The organism is Vibrio sp. D54 (genome assembly GCF_021728075.1).
GTDB lineage: Bacteria > Pseudomonadota > Gammaproteobacteria > Enterobacterales > Vibrionaceae > Vibrio > Vibrio alginolyticus.
In genome coordinates this window covers 80,443-100,316 of the sequence record NZ_JAKKCS010000019.1, presented here as the reverse complement: position 1 = coordinate 100,316, position 19,874 = coordinate 80,443, and the positions used below count along the sequence as shown (strand labels likewise).

Sequence of the window (19,874 nt, the reverse complement as noted above, 5' to 3'; positions counted from 1 at the left end):
CCCGAAGGTTCAGATAACTCGTTTCCGCTCGACTTGCATGTGTTAGGCCTGCCGCCAGCGTTCAATCTGAGCCATGATCAAACTCTTCAATTTAAGATTTTGTTCGGCTCAATGAATACTGAACATTCCTTTCGCTAATAAATAGCAGAAGTAATGTTTGAATTGACTGTGCTCTTATTGGTTTTTACTTTTGAAAAAGTAAAACAAAACAGCTCAAGGCTGCTTCCCAATTCGAATGGTCACTTCGTTTCATTGAAACCTAAATTGTTTCCGAAGAAACTATTTGGATCATCATCAACGAGTGCCCACACAGATTGATAGGTCTATATTGTTAAAGAGCTTGCTTTGCGAGAAGTTTTTCTCTCAAAGCGGAGGTGCATTCTAGCGATTTAGTTGTTAGTGTCAAACACTTTTTTAAACTAATTTTTTGTAGAAGCTTTTTACCTCTTCGACCCTACTAAAGCCTTGTGGCGTCTGCCGTGTCGATGGATGCGCATTATAGGGAGAAGATTTTCTTTGGCAATACTAAAAGTGCATTTTTTCTAAAAAAACATGCCAAATGGATACTTTCCATCCAACCCTAAAATTACCCAGAAATAACACTCAGGATTTATACAATTTACCCACAAAAAGCTGTGGATAACTACTCATCACTATCAAAGAAATAAGAAATACGCGAACGCGGATTTAGATACTCTTTTACTTTATCCGGTAATTTTGACGGATGAATCGCGTTAACTATCTTTATATCTTTTGAGGCAAGATCAATGATTGGCGCTTGCGTCCTTGGTACTGATGGATCGTAAACCAAGACATTCGGGAATAATAAATGCGATGCATTCACTGAGATAACCAGGCCGACCATATTATTAGAAAGCTGAACTACGGTACCCGGAGGAAACACGCCCATAAACTTAATTAGGATGTTCAGGTTCTCTTCTTTATATAGGTGTTTACAGTTCTTATATAAATGAGAGAGTGCGGTATAAGGAATCTTTTGATCTGAGACTATCGGTGTATGACACAAGTTATCAAACGCATTGGCTACAGCAATAATTTGAGCAAACTCGTTGATCTCATCTCCTTTCAGGCCTTTAGGATAACCAGACCCATCTCTTAGCTCATGGTGCTGCGCAATCACAATTCTCGCGACTTCGGGAAAAGCCTCGATTTGACTCGCAAGATCGACGCCATATTTAGTATGCAACTTTAAGTAGTTGGTTTCTGGCTCTGTTAGAGGTAGTTGCTTTCTTAATATTGCAGTCGGGATTTTTATTTTCCCGATATCATGGAATAGTGCGGAGAAGGAAAGCTCTTTCAACTGTGCTGCTGAGTACCCTTTAGCACGGCCAATCATCATCGAGATAACAGCCACGTTCAATGAGTGGAAATAAATATCTTCAAACTCATTTTTTCCGTTCATCAGATGTAACGTAACATTATCATCGCACATTAACTTCTCGACGATATCTTCAATAAGAAGCTTTGCTTCATCAACTGCTGCTGTCGGACGGTTACGGATTTTAGTCATGACTGAACGCATACGTGCCAGAGAGCGCTCAAACTCTTTTTCACACTGAATCACGCGTCGACGGTATGCACTTAACTTTTCTATGCGGTTCTGTTTTTCTTGCCACATTTTTTGAGTTTCATGATCTAACGACGCTTCATTTGTTACTCTGTCAGCTTGTCTTTGATCAACAGGGAGTGGAACGGCATCGCTTTGCTCTGGATTAAAGTAAACGAACTTTACGCCGAGGTGGCGGATCATCTCGACTTGCTCTTGGTCTTTAATCTTAAAGCTATTGAGTAGAAAGGGGTGATCGTTCCACTTTAGCGGAAGACGGATATGTAATCCGGGTTGAATACGATCGACCGTTAGTTTAATGGCTGCCACTTATTCACTACTGATTTATATTTCTTAAGAGAGTTAGAATACTAGTAAATTTTGTGAATAAATTCATCAGTAACTATCAAAACATCAAACCGTTATTTCTAAGCGACTCACTTAATTAGATAGAAGTAAGCTACTTTAAGGAGCGATCTGCTTTGCGTATTTTAAGCTTGGCCTCGAACACTGGCTTGTCTATTACTTCTTGATCTTTGACTAGCCCCATTAACGTTTGTACCGCTACACGGGCCATGTCACTGATAGGAAAGTGCACTGCTGATACTGTAGGGTAAAGACTTTCACAAAGATCAACACTGTCAAAGCTAGTTAATGAGATTTGCTCTGGTACAGAAATACTGTGCTCGTGTAAGTACTGCATTGCGCCAACCGTCATTTCTTCACTGCACGAAAAGACAGCCGTCACATCAGGGTGTCGTTGTAAAATTGCAGCCATTGCATCATAACCACTTTGCCGGCCATAATTCCCTTCTTCACACCAGCTTTCATCAACATCTATACCAGCATCCTTCATTGCATCAATATACCCAAGCTTTCTCAATACACTGTTATGACGTTGGGATGGACCGGCAATACAAGCAATCTTTCGATGACCACCAGCTAAAAGGTGCTCAACGGCAATACGGCTTGCATGATGATGGTTAAAGGTAACACAACGCTCTTCTATTCCTTCCACGTAGCGATCCAGGAGAACGAAAGGTGTTGGCTGTTTAGCTAGTTCACGTAAGTCATCATCTGACAAATAACGACTATGAAGTACATAGCCGTCACAACGTAAATCATTAAAACGCTGAATTGCCTCTTTTTCACCTTGTGCAGAATGATGGCCTTGAGCTGTAATCAAAAACTTCTTATGAATATCCAGCTCGGTCTGAACCTGCTCCATCATCTCGCCAAAGAAGCCCCCCGTATAGTAAGTCACCAATAACCCAACCATATTACTGGATGAGGTTGCGAGTGAACGAGCAATTGCACTGGGACGATAATTCAATTGCGCCATAGCCTGCTCTACTTTTTTTCGAGTTTCCTCACGAAATTTCCCCTCTCCATTAATAATTCGAGAAACGGTAGAGCGATTTACACCGGCGAGTTCGGCTACATCTTTAATCCTTGCCATAATGCTATTGGGTCCAACTGCAATTGTTATTAAATATTCGTTTGTATAGAACGGCTGCCAGCAATTCGTAAGGTGCTATAGGGGGCGAAGCTGGCAGCCTTTAATCATACACTGACCATTTGATTGGTAGAAACAAGCTCAGAGTAATCCGTGACAGTTATACCATGATGAGCTAACTGTTCTTTTAAAATGGGAGAGGTAAGAACTTGTAACTCTAGCTCTCGCTGAAGCGCATAACCACTCTTTAAGATAAGCGCCTGATCGGCCTCTGCCGGGTGGCACATCACCTCAACCAAGTCATAGTCAGCTTTTAAACTCAATAGATGTGCCATTAAGCCATCCAAGCTCACTTTTTGATCATAAAACTCATCAGTAAAGATATACCTGATTGTCATCGATTCTTGACACAAGCCAGTGCCCCGCAGTGGCATTCGGTATTCATTCGCTACTTCTTTAATAACGGGCAAAATTTGAGGGTGTGTATGCGCGTGATGATGGCTATCTAAGTGGCTTAGCTCTAACCCAAGCGATAAAAAATGTTCCACCTGAGCTTTTGCTTCATCATAAACGACCTGAGTTTCGAAGTCCTGCTTACTCCAAAGTTCGTCATAGTTGATAAAGTGCGCTCGGCCGTTGGTCAAGTTAGGATGCTTCGTTATAGGCACACCTGCTGTAAACCTAAGATGAACGCCAACTTTCAAGCCTGGATTATGGCGAGCTAGTTCTAAGGCATGTTGCTCAGCATCCATACCCACCATCATGGTGGTTGAATGAACCACACCTTGCTGATGAGCTTTAACGATGCCGTTATTTACACCTCTCGTTAAACCAAAATCATCAGCATTAAAAATGACTTTCATTGGCGTCCTTCCTTAGTACTACAACGTCGTTAGTTTAAATTGAGGTAAATACGGAGCGTTCACCGCTAGGATATCATCCAGGATTGACTTGGCGCGGCCAATGTCAGGCACCAATGGGTTATTGGTTAATGCCATAAGCGCCTTGTCATAATTACCTTCGACAGCAGCTTCTATTGTTAGCTGCTCATACGCTTTAACTTGATGGAGTAATCCTTTGATATTGTTTGACAACTCGCCAACCGCAAGAGGTTTCGCCCCCCAGCTACCAATCACCGCACTACATTCAATCACAGCATCGTCAGGTAGGCCGTTGATCGCTCCATTATTTAAAACGTTAACAACATGAATACTATTACGATTGTTATAAATTGAATCAACTAGGTTCAGTGATGCATCAGAATAATAAGCACCACCCCGCTCCTCTAACTCTTTCGGCTTATGATCGAGGGTAGGATCTTGATAGAGCTTAAACAGCGCATTTTCTGTTTCCATTACCTGCTCAGCACGAGTGCCTTTTTCATCGGCACTTTGTTTCTCTTCAGCAAGCATGGCATCAGTTTGGTAGAAGTAACGATGATAAGGACATGGTATCGCCCCCAGTGCTTTTAGAAATGCCGGATCCCACGGCTCTTCCCAGATATTCTTCATACTGAAGTTGGCACCATCACCGACTTTCTCTAATACCGTTTGAGTAATATCTTCCCCATTGAGCCATGCTTTGTGTACCCACACGAGATGGTTTAACCCAGCAAACTCAAGTTGTAGCTCTTTTGGCTCGCACTCCATCATTTCTGCAATCATCATTTCCATTGAAACGGGCACATTGCATAAACCAATACTCTTTACTTTGGTGTACTTACTGACCGCTTCGGAAACTAAACCCGCTGGGTTGGTGAAATTGAGCATCCATGCGTTTGGAGCCAACTCTTCAATGTCTTTACAGATATCAAGAATGACCGGAATGGTTCGCAGTGCTTTAGCAAAACCACCAGGGCCCGTTGTTTCTTGGCCGATGACGTCGTACTTGATTGGGATTCGCTCATCGTTAGCGCGTGCAGCAAGGCCACCAACACGAAACTGCGTCATCACAAAATCCGCATCTTTTATCGCAGCACGGCGATCGAAACTGGCTTTTATCTCAATTTTTGCTCCGGCTTTATCGACCATTCGCTGAGCCAATCCTTTGATGATCTCAAGCTTCTCAGCTCCTGACTCAATGTCCACAAAATGAATCTTCTTAACGGGTAAATATTCTAAGCGCTTAATAACCCCTTCAACCAATTCCGGGGTATAGCTACTACCACCGCCAATAATGGCAAGTTTGATCGCCTCTCTAGACATTTTCATCCCCCTTTACTTGTTCGAGATTTTTTTGTTCAGTGCGACGATTTCTACAGCCATCTCTTGAGCCAAAATCGTAGTCATTAGGTGATCTTGAGCATGCACCATCACTAACGTCATCGGGACTTTCCCTTCTCCCTGATCTTCTTCAATAAGCTGAGTCTGTATTAAGTGGGCTTTATTAATGCACTCTCTTGCTTGAGAGAGCTTCTCATCAGCCGCTTCAAAATCTTGTTCTCGAGATAAACGCAATGCCTCGTAGCTTAAACTTCTGGCTTCACCAGCATTGCAAATGATCTCCATTACAACCAATTCTTGTTCCATCATTTTCTCTCCGAAAATCGGGCCGCGGTAATTGCGGCCCATTAAGCACAGTTAAGCAGTAACGCCTTCGCCTGACGGCTGCGTATCACCTTTAGTTTCCTTCGTCGTTGGTAGTTCTTGCTCCAACATTTGCTTCTCAAACATTTTGAAGAATGGGAAGTAGATGATTAGATCAAGAATTAATAAACCAATGACGAGCAATACTGGCGCAAAGGTCCAACCGCTACCCCACGAAGCACCTATCAGTGCCGGTGTTGTCCAAGGTGTTGTAGCGACCCCCATACCCACAAAGCCGACATGCACAGCAAAATACGCAATCGTAGCGTTGATGACTGGAGCGAAGACGAACGGGATAAACAAGGTCGGGTTCATCACAACTGGGCTACCGAAGATCACTGGTTCGTTGATTTGGAAAAAGCCAGGCACCGCACTCATTCGACCAATGCTCTTAAGGTGAACAGAACGGCTAAACGACATCAGCATAACAAGAGCAAGTGTTGCACCAGAGCCGCCAATAAAGATGTAAAAATCCCAGAACGGTTGAGTAAATACGTTTGGAATCGGTTCACCTGCAACAAAGGCTTCAATGTTGGCACCAATGTTGGTCAAAAAGATTGGAGAAAGCAGTCCAACAACAATTGCAGCACCATGAATACCCGCAAACCAAAGTAGCTGGCAAAGCAATAAAGCGCCAATAATGGCAGGCAATGAGTTAGACGCACTGATTAGCGGTTTAAAGATAGCCATAACAGCATCTGGAATCAGCATGTCGTACTGGGTTTGTACGAAAAGGCTAAGTGGATATAAGGTAATGAATATCGCTAAGACTGGTAGCAATACTTCAAATGATCGCGCAATCGCCGGTGGCACCTGCTCTGGCATGCGAATCGTAATATTGTGCTTTTTCATAAAACGGTAGAGCTCCACCGAGAAAAATGCACACATCACTGCGGTGAAGATCCCGGTTCCGCCCATGTGAGACATAGACAACGCGCCATCTTTAGCTGGGGCCGCAATGAGTAAAAAAGACATTAGTGACAATACAGCACTCGTGATCCCATCCATCTTGTAAGCCTTCGCTAAACTATAAGCAACGCCCAGCGAAACAAAAATGGTCATGATCCCCATCGACATGTTGTAGGGCATCATTATGGTATCAAAATGTGTAGTGGCGAAATCGAGCCAAATTCGACCAAAAGTAAAGGTTGTATCTTCGGCAAATGGGGGGAATGCAAAAATCAAAATGAAACTACCAACAATAATAAACGGCATTGCGACAATAAAACCGTCTCTCATTGCGCGAACATGGGGCTGATTCCCCACTTTAGCTGCTATAGGGGCTATATGCTTTTCGACTGCGCCTATAATTGCGTCATAAAGCTTCATAGAATCCATCCTTATTTTAGGCAAAAGAATCCCGCATCAAATATTTATATTTGATGTACAGTTATCTTTTTTAATTTAAAACTATGGTTTAGTTAATTAATTCTAATGCTTGCTCTAGTACTTCCTCTCCCTTCATCATTCCATAATGCTGAGGAGAAATCGCGTCAATGTTTTTACCATGCTCTTGCGCCGTTTTTCTTAGCTCTTCTAGCTGAAAACGTACTTGAGGCCCGAGAAGACAAACATCGTACTCTTTAATTGCATCTTCAAATGCATTCACTGACATCGCATCAATTTTGCATTCAATTCCTTTATTTTCAGCAGCTTGCTCCATTTTCTTAACAAGCATACTGGTGGACATCCCTGCGCTACAGCATAAAAGGATCTTTTTCATAGCCTTACTCCCGTTGTGTAAATTTCAACCTGCAAAAACTGTAGCAAAAATAACCAAGACAAAAAAGCGCAACCGGTTGCATTATTCGTGAACACAATCCCAATTTAGAAAATACCACCTATTTTTTTGTAATTATTTAGGTCTAGGATAAAAGTCATAAAATAATTTAAGACATCACATTAAGTTTCAAATTATCAATATTTTACTACTGACAACGTCGTTATTAATTTCTTAAAAGGAATAGAGAATGAAATTTAATAAATTGGCTATTGCAACGCTTGTAAGTGCCGCACTATCACAACACTCATTTGCTCAAACCGACTCTAAAGGCACAATTTATCTAACGTTTGATGATGGACCAATCAATGCATCTATTGACGTTATTCAAGTACTTAACCAGGAAGATATCAAAGCGACGTTTTACTTTAATGCTTGGCATTTAGATGGAATTGGTGATGAGAATGAAGACCGTTCCCTAGAAGCCTTAAAGCTCGCATTAGACACTGGTCATATTGTTGCGAACCACAGTTACGATCACATGGTGCACAACTGCGTGGATGAGTTTGGACCGAACAGTGCTGCGGAGTGTAATGCGACCGGGGACCACCAGCTTAACTCGTATCAAGACCCTGTTTACGATGCCTCAATGTTTACGGAAAACTTATCTGTGTTAGCAAAGTATTTGCCGAACATTACAAGCTACCCGAACTACAAGGCAACAGAGTTTGCTAGACTGCCCTACACCAACGGTTGGCGCGTGACGAAAGACTTCAAAGCAGATGGGTTATGTGCCACGTCTGATGACCTGAAACCTTGGGAACCAGGATATGTATGCGATACATCCAACCCATCCAACAGTGTAAAAGCAGCTATCGAGGTTCAAAGTATCCTAGCGAATAACGGCTATCAAACTCACGGTTGGGATGTGGACTGGGCACCCGAAAATTGGGGCATTGAAATGCCAGCAAACAGCCTTACAGAAGCAGAAGCATTTCTTGGATATGTGGATTCCGCGTTAAACACTTGTGCACCAACAACGATTAACCCGATCAACTCCAAAGCTCAAGAGTTCCCATGTGGTACACCTTTACACGCCGATAAAGTTATCGTATTAACTCACGAGTTCCTATTTGAAGATGGTAAGCGTGGCATGGGTGCAACGCAAAACCTACCTAAGCTCGCTAAGTTTATACAGTTAGCAAAACAAGCGGGTTATGACTTCGACACAATGGATAACTACACACCGAACTGGCAAGTTGGTCATAACTACGACGCTGGCGATTACGTCTTACACCTAGGTACTGTATACCAGGCTGTAACAAACCATACTGCGCAACAAGATTGGGCACCGTCTCCAACCTCTAGCCTTTGGACAAATGCAGACCCAGCCACTAACTGGACTCAGAATGTTTCCTATAAACAAGGTGATGTGGTGACTTATCAAGGTTTGCGTTATCTAGTTGATGTACCGCACGTGTCCCAAGCAGACTGGACTCCGAACACTCAAAATACCTTGTTCACAGCTCTATAGGCTGTTCCTACTATCACCATGTAGTAGTTTGCGCGAGGCATACCCCTCGCGCTTTTTTGTTTTGAAGATCAAGATACAACAAAGCCCCGACTTTCATCGAGGCTCTGTCTTAAAATATGGTACCTGCGAGTGACTTGACTGGCAGGCACTCCTGACGCCACCGCGAAGGCAACGCTAACTTTCTTTTGATATTTACGAACACCTAAAACGACGAAAGGCCGCTATAAAAGCGACCTTTCTATGTATGGTACCGGTGGGCGGACTTGAACCGCCACGCCCGAAGGCAACGGATTTTGAATCCGTCGTGTATACCAATTTCACCACACCGGCATCTTTGGGCTATTGCCCTTTGATGGTTGGCATTATACGTAAGCTTTTGACCTGCGCAAGCAGAAATACCTTAAATAACTATCGTTTGCTGATAATTTCGCCACAAAGTGTGACAAAGCTGTACTCATAAGAAACGTACGCTCCATTTTCTACTACTCTTCCAGATGAAAATGAGTATACGAAACTCTTTTTAAGTTCTATTCACTGTAATATCAGAAACATAACCATTCCCAATGCTCGACAACGCATTATGGAGCATCTCTGCGGTATCTTCTGCTTGCATGAAGTGACTCGTGTCCATCGTATTGCCGCTTGTTTTCCAGAATTCCGTATCCATTCCACCAGGATAAACCGCGATAATTTTCATAGGTTTTCCTTTTAGCTCCAAACGAACCGACTCAATTAATCCTTTGATGGCCCATTTCACTGCACAATACGTAGACTCTTGCGCTTTAGGTTGTTGCGCGGCTGTGGACATGATCATGACCACTTTTATTGGATGATCTTTGTAACGCTTTACTAACTCTCTTAACACATGAATCGCAGAATTCAGGTTGTTATCAATCAACTTTTGAATCTCTTCCGGCTCCTGCTCTTCCAGTAAGCCAAAATAACCACTTCCCGCACTATGAATGACCATTTCAGGGGACTGTTTCACCCCATCAAAGAGCTGTTTCACATTTTGGTGCGATGAGAGGTTGCAAGCTTGATAACCAACGTTATGAGAGAGTTGTTTTGCTAGTGCGGATAGTTTTTCTGTATTTCTTCCTATTACATACGTCTCTTTGCCTTCCGCATCATAACGCTTTGCTAGTTCCGCCCCTAAACCGCTACTTGCACCTGTAATTACAATCATGCGCTACCTCTTTTCAACCACATACTTTTAATTCATCTATCAATTAAGGTAACAGAATCGTGGTAATTCACACCTCAAGAGCACCATTCTTTGAAGCAAGCAGCTTTCTTACTTTCGTGATGCATGAAATATCAAGCAGAACGACGGGCATTTAACCTATGCTTAAGCAAGAATAACTTTCTGAATTTTCTATCGACTTTCTAGTGAGAACTGAATAGGAGCAAAGAATGACTGGGTCAAAATGGCAGTGGTTACTGAAACAGATGACGCGAAAACTGTGGGTCCGGACGTCACTCTACGCATTACTTGCTGTTGCTACCGCCTTAATGTCGATTGTTTTAAACCAGTTCATTACTCTGCCCCCTGCCATCAACGTCAGCAAGGATTTGTTGAACAACATATTAAATATCCTCGCAACCTCCATGCTTGCAGTGACTACATTCTCTCTCAATATTATGGTCTCAGCGTACAGTGCCGCTAGTGCAGGGGTAACGCCGCGAGCGACAAAACTGTTGATGGAAGACAGCACAACACAAAATGCCTTAGCAACCTTTCTTGGCTCTTTTCTATTTAGTTTGGTAGGAATTATCGCGCTAGGTATTGGGGCCTATCATCAACAAGCACAAATTTATCTGTTCATCGTAACTATCGCCGTAATCGTGATGATCATACTCACTCTGCTACGTTGGATTCAGCACCTTTCCGTACTAGGAAGGGTCAGTGAAACCACTTCATACGTGGAGCAAGCCTTGTTAGATGCGATAAGAAAACGGGGCAAAGAGCGTTGGCTAGGTGCTCACCCGTGGAGCCACCCAGAACATAAACCCAGAGGAAGTAAACCTATTTTGAGCCAAGAAATTGGCTACTTACAGCATGTTGATATGCATCATCTCGATAGTATTGCTGAAGCAAACCAATGCACCATCTACCTTGAGCGACAACCGGGAAGTTTTGTGTACGTAGGTCAACCATTGGCTTGTGTTTGTGGAGAATTGCCAGACGAAAGCGAAGTAACGGCAGCCTTCACGATTCGAACAGAGCGTTCATATGATCAGGACCCTCGCTTTGGTTTAGTCGTTATGGCGGAAATCGCCTCACGAGCACTATCTCCGGCTGTAAATGATAATGGCACCGCAATTGACGTTCTTGGGCGTTCTGTACGAGCACTTTCATTATGGGGAGACCTACTCAGTGAGCCGCCTACCAAAACTCGATATCCTAGACTATTTGTGCCCGCATTGAGCTGCCAGGATTTGTTTGATGATGTCTTTTTGCCGATAGCACACGATGGTGCAGCGCAACTCCAAATACAGATTCGCCTACAAAAGGCCTTGCTAGCTCTCTCTAGTATGCACCCTAAGTTATTTTTGTCACCAGCAATCAAGCTGTCAGAAAAAGCTTTAGAGCTTTCATTAAGCCAACATTATACCGAAGATGAGAAACACCAACTCTCTCAGCTATCTAATCTGGTCACAGACCAAAGAGCCAATGGTTAAGAGAATCGAATTCAGTTGAAACATATTGCTGCACGGCCTCGTGTATCATGACATGTGCTGATAACGTAGGGCAGAAAAGTCACTTAGTTTATACACAATTAAAGACTCTGTGCGTTAGGTCTCTTTTCTCTTGGTGAGGGAATCTATATTCTGACGCACAATTTTTAAGGTAAGTGATGGAATAATGACAACGTCTACAACTCTTCCACCTGCTGGTCTCTTTCGTCGACTTGCAGCGTTGATTTACGACACATTGATTATTATCGCAATTGAAATGATGGCCGCAGGTATTGTTATGGCCGTTGTGTTTGCACTAAATGCAGCAGGATTGTTGAGCTATGGCGAGTACGCTGATGCCGCAGATATGCTCGGAAAGCACCCTGTATTGAGCCCTCTATTTACACTTTATCTTGCGGGTGTGTGGATATATTTCTTTGTGTTCTTCTGGACGCGAGCAGGACAAACTCTTGGGATGCGCGCTTGGAAGCTTCGAGTTCGCAACGCCAAAGACGGAGCACCAATTACGGTAACTCAAGCTCTGATTCGTATTTCGACATCTGGCTTTGGCTTGGCAAATCTGACTGTGCCGATAGATCCGAAGAAACGTGGTTTCCACGACATTTGGGCCAAAACAGAGGTTGTTGTATTACCTAAGGCAAACTAACTTGTCTAGGAACACAAAAAAGGAAGGCGTAACGCCTTCCTTTTACATTTGGTTCGGTAAAACTTGGTTTATTCGATGATGCTTCAGTTATAGCTTTCTTCGTAGCAATGCAATCGCAATAGCTAAGAACACCAAACTCGGGGCCAAAGCACCAAACACTGGGGATATGCCATACACCAAGCTTAATGGCCCAAAGAACTCACTGGATATGTAAAAAGTAAACCCGGCAACCACGCCCGACAATACCCTTGCCCCCATGGTCACGCTTCTGAGTGGACCGAAAACAAAAGATAGCGCCATTAACATCATCACAGCAATTGAAAGCGGCTGAGTCAACTTACGCCAAAACGCCAACTCATAGCGAGATGCATCTTGTTCCGATGCTTTTAGGTAAGTCACATAATCATACAAACCGCTCAATGACAGTTCTTCTGGCTTCACGGTCACTACTGCTAGCTTATCTGGTGCCAAAGAGGTGTGCCACTCCATCTGTTCGATGTCTTGCTTCGAAATTACGTTTTCATTTTCCATGTCCGTAATTTGTACGTAGCGCATCAGCCAGTTGTTATCTTGTTGGTAGTCGACTTCTTCGGCAAAAATAACTTTTTGTAGATTCTTATCATCATCAAAACGCCACATATTTAAAGCATAAAGCTTGTCGTCTTCGACTTTACCGATAAAGATAAAGTCGTTTGCGTCACGAGCCCACACACCTGAGCGCACAGACACAATGCTACCACCTGATATCGCAAACGCACGTAAGTCACGGGCCATCTTCTGGGCCTCAGGAGCGCCCCATTGACCTAACGCCATAACGACAATCATGAGCGGGACGGCCGTTTTTAGTACCGATAACCCGATATCCAGCTTAGAGAAACCAGCAGCTTGCATCACCACCAGCTCAGAGCTTGAAGCCAACATACCTAAGCCGATCAGGGCACCGAGTAATGCCGCCATTGGAAAGAACATTTCGATATCACGCGGCACACTGAGTAACACAAAGTACAACGCATGAGTGAGGTCGTACACACCTCGCCCTACTTTACGTAGCTGTTCTACATATTTGATGATGCCCGATAAGCCAACAAACGTCGCTAAAACCAAGGCAGTGGTAGAGATGATGGTTCTACCGATGTAAAGGTCTAAGATTTTGAACACAGCTTACGCGAGCCTCTTCTTGCGGAATTTGTCTTTTATTCGTCTAGCAGCAACGCTGTCCATCATATTCGCCATGATAGCAACAATCAGCAACATCGCATTGATTGGCCACATACCAATAGCAGCCGGGATATCACCATCTTCTAATGCAGATTTGGTTGCACTGATCGCCAAGAAATACGCTAGATAGATCAGAATCGCAGGCCCCATTTTGGCAAACCGTCCCTGACGCGGATTCACCGCAGACAAAGGAATAACGAGCATCGTTAAGAGTGGAATACACACAAATAACGAAATTCGCCATTGTAGCTCCGCTTGCGCCTCTGGATCTGGGTGACCTATCAAGTCAACCGTTGGGTATGCTTCCCAGTCTCGCCCTTTCTTTTTGACCTCACGTTGGCCGATAACACCTTCGTATTCATCGAATTTCGTGATCATATATTCAACGCGAGTAGGCACACCTTCATAACGCGTACCTTCTTTCATAGTGATGATCTGACGACCGTCCGAAAGCTCTTTTACTTCACCAGAAGATGAGAACATCACACTCGGTAACACTGAATCTCGAGGGCGCATCTGCGCAACAAAAACGTTGCTCAAGGTATTGTCTTTAATGTCATCGATGAACACAACCGATGAACCGTCTGGTGTACCTTGGAACTGACCTTTTTTAAGTAGGTCAACGCTGTTTTCTGACGCTACCTGCTCATAAAGCTGCTCAACGCGGTCTTGAGACCACGGCGATAGCCACAACGCATTGAAAGCCGCCACCGCTGAAGTAATCAACGCTAGGTATAAGGCCGCTTGAACCAAGAATTTATTACCAATACCTGTCGCGTTCATTACGACAATTTCGCTCTCTGCATACAGACGACCAAATGTGATCAATATGCCGATATACAGACTTAAAGGCAGCATTAACAGACCCATTGCTGGCATGTTCAAACCAACAATCGAGAAAATCAATCCAGCAGGAATATCCCCATCAGAAGCATCAGCAAGAACACTTATGAATTTCTGGCTTACAAACACCAAAAAAAGTACGAAAAAAATCGCAAATTGGCTCTTGAGTGTTTCGCGGATCAAATATCTAACAATAATCACGCTGAAATTACCTATACAAAACTTGTTTTTTTGGTCGAATCACTATAGTTTCCCGTTGAACCATTTATTTTTTTAAAAATTATAAACTAGATGTTAGTCGCTTAATCAGCTCTGCATGTAAGCCTGGAGCTAAAATTCAACAAGTAAGCGATCATTATCTAACATTTAGAGCAATTTGTCTTCAGGATGTAGGAGTACGCATGGAGTTCAGTGTAAAAAGTGGCAGTCCAGAGAAACAACGTAGCGCATGTATCGTTGTTGGTGTGTTTGAACCACGTCGCCTTTCTCCAGTAGCCGAACAACTTGATAAAATCAGTGACGGTTACATCAGTTCACTACTTCGCCGTGGTGATCTAGAGGGTAAACCTGGTCAGATGCTGCTACTGCATCAAGTACCAGGTGTTTTGTCAGAGCGCGTTTTACTTGTCGGTTGCGGCAAAGAGCGTGAACTTGGCGAGCGCCAGTACAAGGAAATCATTCAAAAGACGATCAGCACACTTAACGAGACAGGCTCAATGGAAGCGGTATGTTTCCTAACTGAACTGCATGTTAAGGGTCGTGATACATACTGGAAAGTGCGCCAGGCTGTAGAAGCGACTAAAGATGGTCTATACACATTTAATCAATTCAAGAGCGTGAAACCTGAGACTCGCCGCCCACTGCGCAAGCTTGTTTTCAACGTACCAACGCGTCGTGAATTGAACTTGGGTGAAAAAGCAATCACTCATGGTCTTGCTATCGCATCAGGTGTCAAAGCCTCAAAAGACCTTGGCAACATGCCGCCAAACGTAGCTAATCCAGCTTACCTTGCTTCTCAAGCTCGTCGTCTAGCGGACGATTACGAAACCGTAACCACCAAAATTATTGGTGAGCAAGAGATGGAAAAACTGGGTATGACCTCTTACCTAGCAGTAGGCCGTGGTTCTAAAAACGAATCTATGATGTCTATCATCGAGTACAAAGGTAACCCTGACTCAGATGCAAAACCGATTGTGCTCGTAGGTAAAGGTCTAACCTTCGACTCAGGCGGTATCTCTCTAAAGCCGGGCGAAGGTATGGATGAGATGAAGTACGACATGTGTGGTGCGGCATCGGTATTCGGTACAATGAAAGCGCTAGCGAAGCTAAACCTACCAATCAACGTTATTGGTGTTCTAGCGGGCTGTGAAAACATGCCTGGCAGCAACGCTTACCGTCCAGGTGACATCCTAACGACCATGTCTGGTCAAACTGTAGAAGTTCTGAACACGGATGCTGAAGGCCGTCTTGTTCTTTGTGACGCACTGACTTACGTAGAGCGTTTCGAACCAGACTGCGTGGTTGACGTTGCAACGCTAACTGGTGCTTGTGTTATCGCACTAGGCCACCATATCAGCGGCGTAATCTCTAACCACAACCCTCTTTCTCATGAGCTAGTAAACGCTTCTGAGCAAGCGAGTGACCGTGCATGGCGTCTACCAATGGCAGACGAGTACCACGAACAGTTGAAGAGCCCGTTTGCGGATATGGCAAACATTGGTGGTCGCCCTGGTGGCACAATTACTGCGGGTTGCTTCTTATCTAAGTTCGCGAAGAAGTACAACTGGGCACACGTCGATATCGCAGGTACCGCGTGGAAATCAGGCGCAGCGAAAGGCTCAACGGGCCGTCCTGTCTCAATGCTTGTCCAATTCCTTTTGAACCGCAGCGGCCAAGAGACAGAAGAGTAATTTCTGAACAGAATCTAAAAGGGCCGCAAGGCCCTTTTTTATTATCCTAATTTTCTAAAATGAAAGTGGGGCTTAAGATGGTCTTAGGAAGAGACCCAAGGCAAGTGAGAGAATGATGCAAACTGCAACCTTCTACATCATTAACGAAGAGAGCCCGCAAGCAACGGTGGCTGGCTTTGAAGAGTACATCGTGTTTTTGGCTCAGCACTTTGCTCGCCAAGGCGCTAAAGTGTATTTAAACTGCCAAGACAAACCACACGCCGAGCAGCTCGCTGAAGCCTTTTGGCAAGTTGATGCAGACAAGTTCATGGCACATAACCTCGTAGGCGAGGGACCGAAATACGCCACCAACATTGAAATCGGCCATGAAGGTGTAAAACCTAATTGGAACCGTCAGCTGGTAATTAATTTGGCGGAAAATGAGACAACCTTTGCGAACAAGTTTGCTCAAGTGGTAGACTTCGTGCCCTGCGAAGAAAAAGCTAAACAACTCGCAAGAGAAAGATATAAAATTTACCGTCAAGCAGGTTACCAGCTGCAAACGATCGAAATTCAATATCCTTAACGGTCAATCCTTATAGTTAAGGCGATCTTGTTAAGATCCCTCACTTATAAAGATTGACTAAGATTCAACCATCAACGTATCCATTAAAAGAGCGCTATGGAAAAGACATACAACCCAACTTCAATCGAACAAGCTCTGTATCAGACTTGGGAAGAGAAAGGCTACTTTAAGCCACACGGTGACACTACTAAAGAATCATACAGCATCATGATCCCGCCACCGAACGTCACTGGTAGCCTACACATGGGCCACGCGTTCCAAGATACGATCATGGATACGCTTATCCGTTGTGAACGTATGAAGGGTAAAAACACCCTTTGGCAAGTAGGTACTGACCACGCTGGTATCGCAACTCAGATGGTTGTTGAGCGTAAGATCGCTGCAGAAGAAGGCAAAACAAAACACGATTACGGTCGTGAAGCTTTCATCGACAAAATCTGGGAATGGAAAGGCGAATCTGGCGGCACTATCACTAAGCAGCTTCGTCGTCTTGGCGCATCTGTAGACTGGGATCGTGAACGCTTCACGATGGACGATGGTCTATCTAACGCCGTTCAAGAAGTGTTCGTACGTCTATACGAAGACGATCTAATCTACCGCGGTAAGCGTCTAGTTAACTGGGATCCAAAGCTACACACCGCGATTTCAGATCTAGAAGTAGAAAACAAAGACACTAAAGGCCACATGTGGCACTTCCGCTACCCACTAGCAGATGGCGCTAAAACAGCGGATGGCAAAGACTACATCGTTGTTGCAACGACTCGTCCAGAGACCGTGCTAGGCGATACGGGTGTTGCAGTTAACCCAGAAGATCCACGTTACAAAGATCTTATCGGTAAAGAAATCATCCTTCCTATCGTTGATCGTCGCATCCCAATCGTGGGCGATGAGCACGCAGATATGGAAAAAGGGACTGGCTGTGTGAAAATCACACCTGCGCACGACTTCAACGACTACGAAGTAGGTAAGCGCCACCAGCTACCAATGATCAACATTCTGACTTTCGACGCGAACATCCGCGACTCAGCAGAAGTATTCAACACTAACGGCGAAGCAAGCGAAGCTTACAGCACTGAACTACCAGCTAAATACCACGGTATGGAGCGTTTTGCCGCTCGTAAAGCTATCGTTGCTGAATTCGACGAGCTAGGTCTACTTGAAGAAGTGAAAGATCACGATCTACAAGTTCCTTACGGCGACCGTGGTGGCGTGGTTATCGAACCAATGCTAACTGACCAATGGTACGTACGTACTGCGCCTCTAGCGAAAACTGCAGTTGAAGCAGTAGAAAACGGCGACATCCAATTCGTTCCTAAGCAGTACGAAAACATGTACTTCTCTTGGATGCGTGACGTTCAAGACTGGTGTATCTCTCGTCAGCTATGGTGGGGGCACCGCATCCCAGCTTGGTACGACAACCAAGGTAATGTTTACGTAGGTCGCACTGAAGAAGAAGTTCGTAAGAACAACAACCTAGAGTCAGTCATTGAACTGCACCAAGACGAAGACGTACTGGATACGTGGTTCTCTTCTGCACTCTGGACGTTCGGTACTCAAGGTTGGCCAGAGCAAACTGACGATCTGAAAGTATTCCACCCTTCAGACGTACTAGTAACTGGTTTCGACATCATCTTCTTCTGGGTTGCGCGCATGATCATGATGACCATGCACTTCGTGAAAGACGAAAACGGCAAGCCACAAGTACCATTTAAGACGGTTTACGTTACTGGTCTAATCCGTGACGAAAACGGCGACAAGATGTCTAAGTCGAAAGGTAACGTCCTTGATCCAATCGACATGATCGATGGTATCGACCTAGAGTCTCTCGTAGAGAAGCGTTGTGGCAACATGATGCAGCCTCAACTAGCGAAGAAGATCGAGAAGAACACTCGTAAGACGTTTGAAAACGGTATCGAAGCATACGGTACAGATGCACTGCGTTTCACTCTTGCAGCAATGGCATCAACAGGTCGTGATATCAACTGGGATATGAAGCGTCTTGAGGGTTACCGTAACTTCTGTAACAAACTATGGAACGCAAGCCGTTACGTAATGATGAACACAGAAGAGCAAGATTGTGGCTTCAACGGTGGTGAGATTGAATACTCACTAGCAGACAAGTGGATCGAGTCTCAGTTTGAACTTGCAGCGAAAGCGTTCAACAACCATATCGACAACTTCCGTCTAGATATGGCTGCGAACACGCTTTACGAATTCATCTGGAACCAATTCTGTGACTGGTACCTAGAGCTTACTAAGCCAGTTCTATGGAAAGGTACTGAAGCACAACAGCGTGGTACTCGCCGTACACTCATCACGGTTCTTGAGAAGACGCTACGTCTAGCTCACCCAGTGATTCCTTACATCACTGAAACTATCTGGCAAAGCATCAAGCCATTAGTTGAAGGTGTAGAAGGCGAGACAATCATGCTGCAAGCACTGCCTCAATTCGACAAAGCAAACTTCAACCAAGAAGCGCTAGACGACATTGAATGGGTGAAAGCGTTCATTACCAGCATCCGTAACCTACGTGCTGAATACGACATCAACCCTGGTAAGCCGCTTGACGTTATGCTGAAAGCAGCAAATGCAGAAGATGCCTCTCGTCTAGAAGCAAGCAAGCAAGTGCTGATGTCACTAGCGAAACTAGAAGCAGTACGCGTCCTTGAAACTGGCGAACAAACTCCTGCATGTGCGACAGCACTGGTTGGTAAGTCTGAGTTGATGATCCCAATGGCAGGTCTGATCGACAAAGACGCTGAGCTTGCTCGTCTGGATGGCGAAATCAAGAAAACTCACGGCGAAATCAAGCGTATCGAAGGCAAACTAGGTAACGAAGGCTTCGTAGCGAAAGCTCCTGAAGCAGTTGTTGCTAAAGAGCGTGAGAAGCTTGAAGGCTACAAAGAAACGCTAGCTAAGCTAGAAGAGCAGAAGACAACGATCGCTGCGCTTTAAGCCTCAGTGAAAGAGAAGAATTAACACTTCTCACTTTTGGTTCAAAAGGTTGGTCATCATGGCCAACCTTTTTTGTATACATTTCACCAAAACCATCATCAATAGCTTCCCCCTATCACAACAATACTCATTACCCATTAGCATTAATGAGAATTATTATCGATAATGAACTCAT

The 19,874-nt window shown here is 44.3% G+C and carries 16 protein-coding genes, 1 tRNA gene and 1 rRNA gene; 6 read left to right on the top strand and 12 right to left on the bottom strand.

From position 1 onward, the window contains the following. The 8 genes from L3V37_RS20430 to L3V37_RS20395 all read right to left on the bottom strand — a co-directional run. A 16S ribosomal RNA gene (locus L3V37_RS20430) occupies positions 1–93 on the bottom strand; the annotation flags it as partial. 550 nt (positions 94–643) lie between these two features. Beyond that, positions 644–1,897: an HD-GYP domain-containing protein gene (locus tag L3V37_RS20425; protein ID WP_005381029.1), complete on the bottom strand. Its 1,254-nt coding sequence runs from the start codon at positions 1,895–1,897 to the stop codon at positions 644–646. A gap of 130 nt (positions 1,898–2,027) precedes the next feature. Next, the gene (locus L3V37_RS20420; protein WP_130545252.1) at positions 2,028–3,026 is read right to left on the bottom strand and encodes a LacI family DNA-binding transcriptional regulator; all 999 of its coding nucleotides are present in this window, start codon (positions 3,024–3,026) and stop codon (positions 2,028–2,030) included. A gap of 104 nt (positions 3,027–3,130) precedes the next feature. Further along, entirely contained in the window at positions 3,131–3,886 is a 756-nt protein-coding gene (chbG, locus tag L3V37_RS20415; RefSeq protein ID WP_237306916.1) for a chitin disaccharide deacetylase, read from the bottom strand. 18 nt (positions 3,887–3,904) lie between these two features. After that, positions 3,905–5,227, bottom strand: a complete 1,323-nt coding sequence (locus L3V37_RS20410; protein WP_047103609.1) for a 6-phospho-beta-glucosidase — start codon at positions 5,225–5,227, stop codon at positions 3,905–3,907. Between the two features lie 12 nt (positions 5,228–5,239). Beyond that, positions 5,240–5,551, bottom strand: coding sequence for a PTS lactose/cellobiose transporter subunit IIA (locus L3V37_RS20405; protein WP_031777269.1), 312 nt, complete (start codon positions 5,549–5,551; stop codon positions 5,240–5,242). A gap of 51 nt (positions 5,552–5,602) precedes the next feature. Further along, positions 5,603–6,937 (bottom strand): PTS sugar transporter subunit IIC, encoded by a 1,335-nt coding sequence (locus tag L3V37_RS20400; RefSeq protein ID WP_005381064.1) that lies wholly within the window; start codon positions 6,935–6,937, stop codon positions 5,603–5,605. A gap of 88 nt (positions 6,938–7,025) precedes the next feature. Next, on the bottom strand, positions 7,026–7,331 hold the full coding sequence (locus tag L3V37_RS20395) for a PTS sugar transporter subunit IIB (RefSeq protein WP_025767645.1): 306 nt from the start codon (positions 7,329–7,331) through the stop codon (positions 7,026–7,028). A gap of 247 nt (positions 7,332–7,578) precedes the next feature. Here L3V37_RS20395 and L3V37_RS20390 point away from each other — a divergent pair, with 247 nt between their 5' ends. After that, complete coding sequence (locus tag L3V37_RS20390) at positions 7,579–8,862, top strand: carbohydrate-binding protein (RefSeq protein ID WP_237306914.1); 1,284 nt, start codon at positions 7,579–7,581, stop codon at positions 8,860–8,862. Between the two features lie 245 nt (positions 8,863–9,107). On the opposite strand, the gene L3V37_RS20385 is transcribed toward L3V37_RS20390, so the two are convergent. Continuing rightward, a tRNA-Leu gene (locus L3V37_RS20385) sits at positions 9,108–9,192 on the bottom strand. Between the two features lie 190 nt (positions 9,193–9,382). Beyond that, positions 9,383–10,048, bottom strand: coding sequence for an SDR family NAD(P)-dependent oxidoreductase (locus L3V37_RS20380; protein WP_005381068.1), 666 nt, complete (start codon positions 10,046–10,048; stop codon positions 9,383–9,385). Positions 10,049–10,275: 227 nt separating this feature from the next. On the opposite strand from L3V37_RS20380, the gene L3V37_RS20375 reads away from it, so the two are divergent. After that, positions 10,276–11,544, top strand: a complete 1,269-nt coding sequence (locus tag L3V37_RS20375) for a DUF2254 domain-containing protein (RefSeq protein WP_005381069.1) — start codon at positions 10,276–10,278, stop codon at positions 11,542–11,544. 184 nt (positions 11,545–11,728) lie between these two features. Beyond that, complete coding sequence (locus L3V37_RS20370) at positions 11,729–12,208, top strand: RDD family protein (RefSeq protein WP_005381070.1); 480 nt, start codon at positions 11,729–11,731, stop codon at positions 12,206–12,208. 87 nt (positions 12,209–12,295) lie between these two features. Here the strand turns inward: L3V37_RS20370 and lptG are convergent, their stop codons facing one another. Both lptG and lptF read right to left on the bottom strand, forming a co-directional pair. Then, complete coding sequence (lptG, locus tag L3V37_RS20365) at positions 12,296–13,366, bottom strand: LPS export ABC transporter permease LptG (RefSeq protein ID WP_005381071.1); 1,071 nt, start codon at positions 13,364–13,366, stop codon at positions 12,296–12,298. Between the two features lie 3 nt (positions 13,367–13,369). Then, complete coding sequence (gene lptF / locus L3V37_RS20360) at positions 13,370–14,470, bottom strand: LPS export ABC transporter permease LptF (protein ID WP_005381072.1); 1,101 nt, start codon at positions 14,468–14,470, stop codon at positions 13,370–13,372. Between the two features lie 200 nt (positions 14,471–14,670). Here lptF and pepA point away from each other — a divergent pair, with 200 nt between their 5' ends. From pepA to L3V37_RS20345, 3 genes are all read left to right on the top strand, one after another. Further along, the gene (gene pepA / locus L3V37_RS20355) at positions 14,671–16,179 is read left to right on the top strand and encodes a leucyl aminopeptidase (RefSeq protein WP_005381073.1); all 1,509 of its coding nucleotides are present in this window, start codon (positions 14,671–14,673) and stop codon (positions 16,177–16,179) included. Positions 16,180–16,294: 115 nt separating this feature from the next. Next, positions 16,295–16,744 (top strand): DNA polymerase III subunit chi, encoded by a 450-nt coding sequence (locus L3V37_RS20350; protein WP_031777270.1) that lies wholly within the window; start codon positions 16,295–16,297, stop codon positions 16,742–16,744. 96 nt (positions 16,745–16,840) lie between these two features. Then, positions 16,841–19,699, top strand: a complete 2,859-nt coding sequence (locus L3V37_RS20345; RefSeq protein WP_237306911.1) for a valine--tRNA ligase — start codon at positions 16,841–16,843, stop codon at positions 19,697–19,699. Positions 19,700–19,874 lie beyond the last annotated feature (175 nt).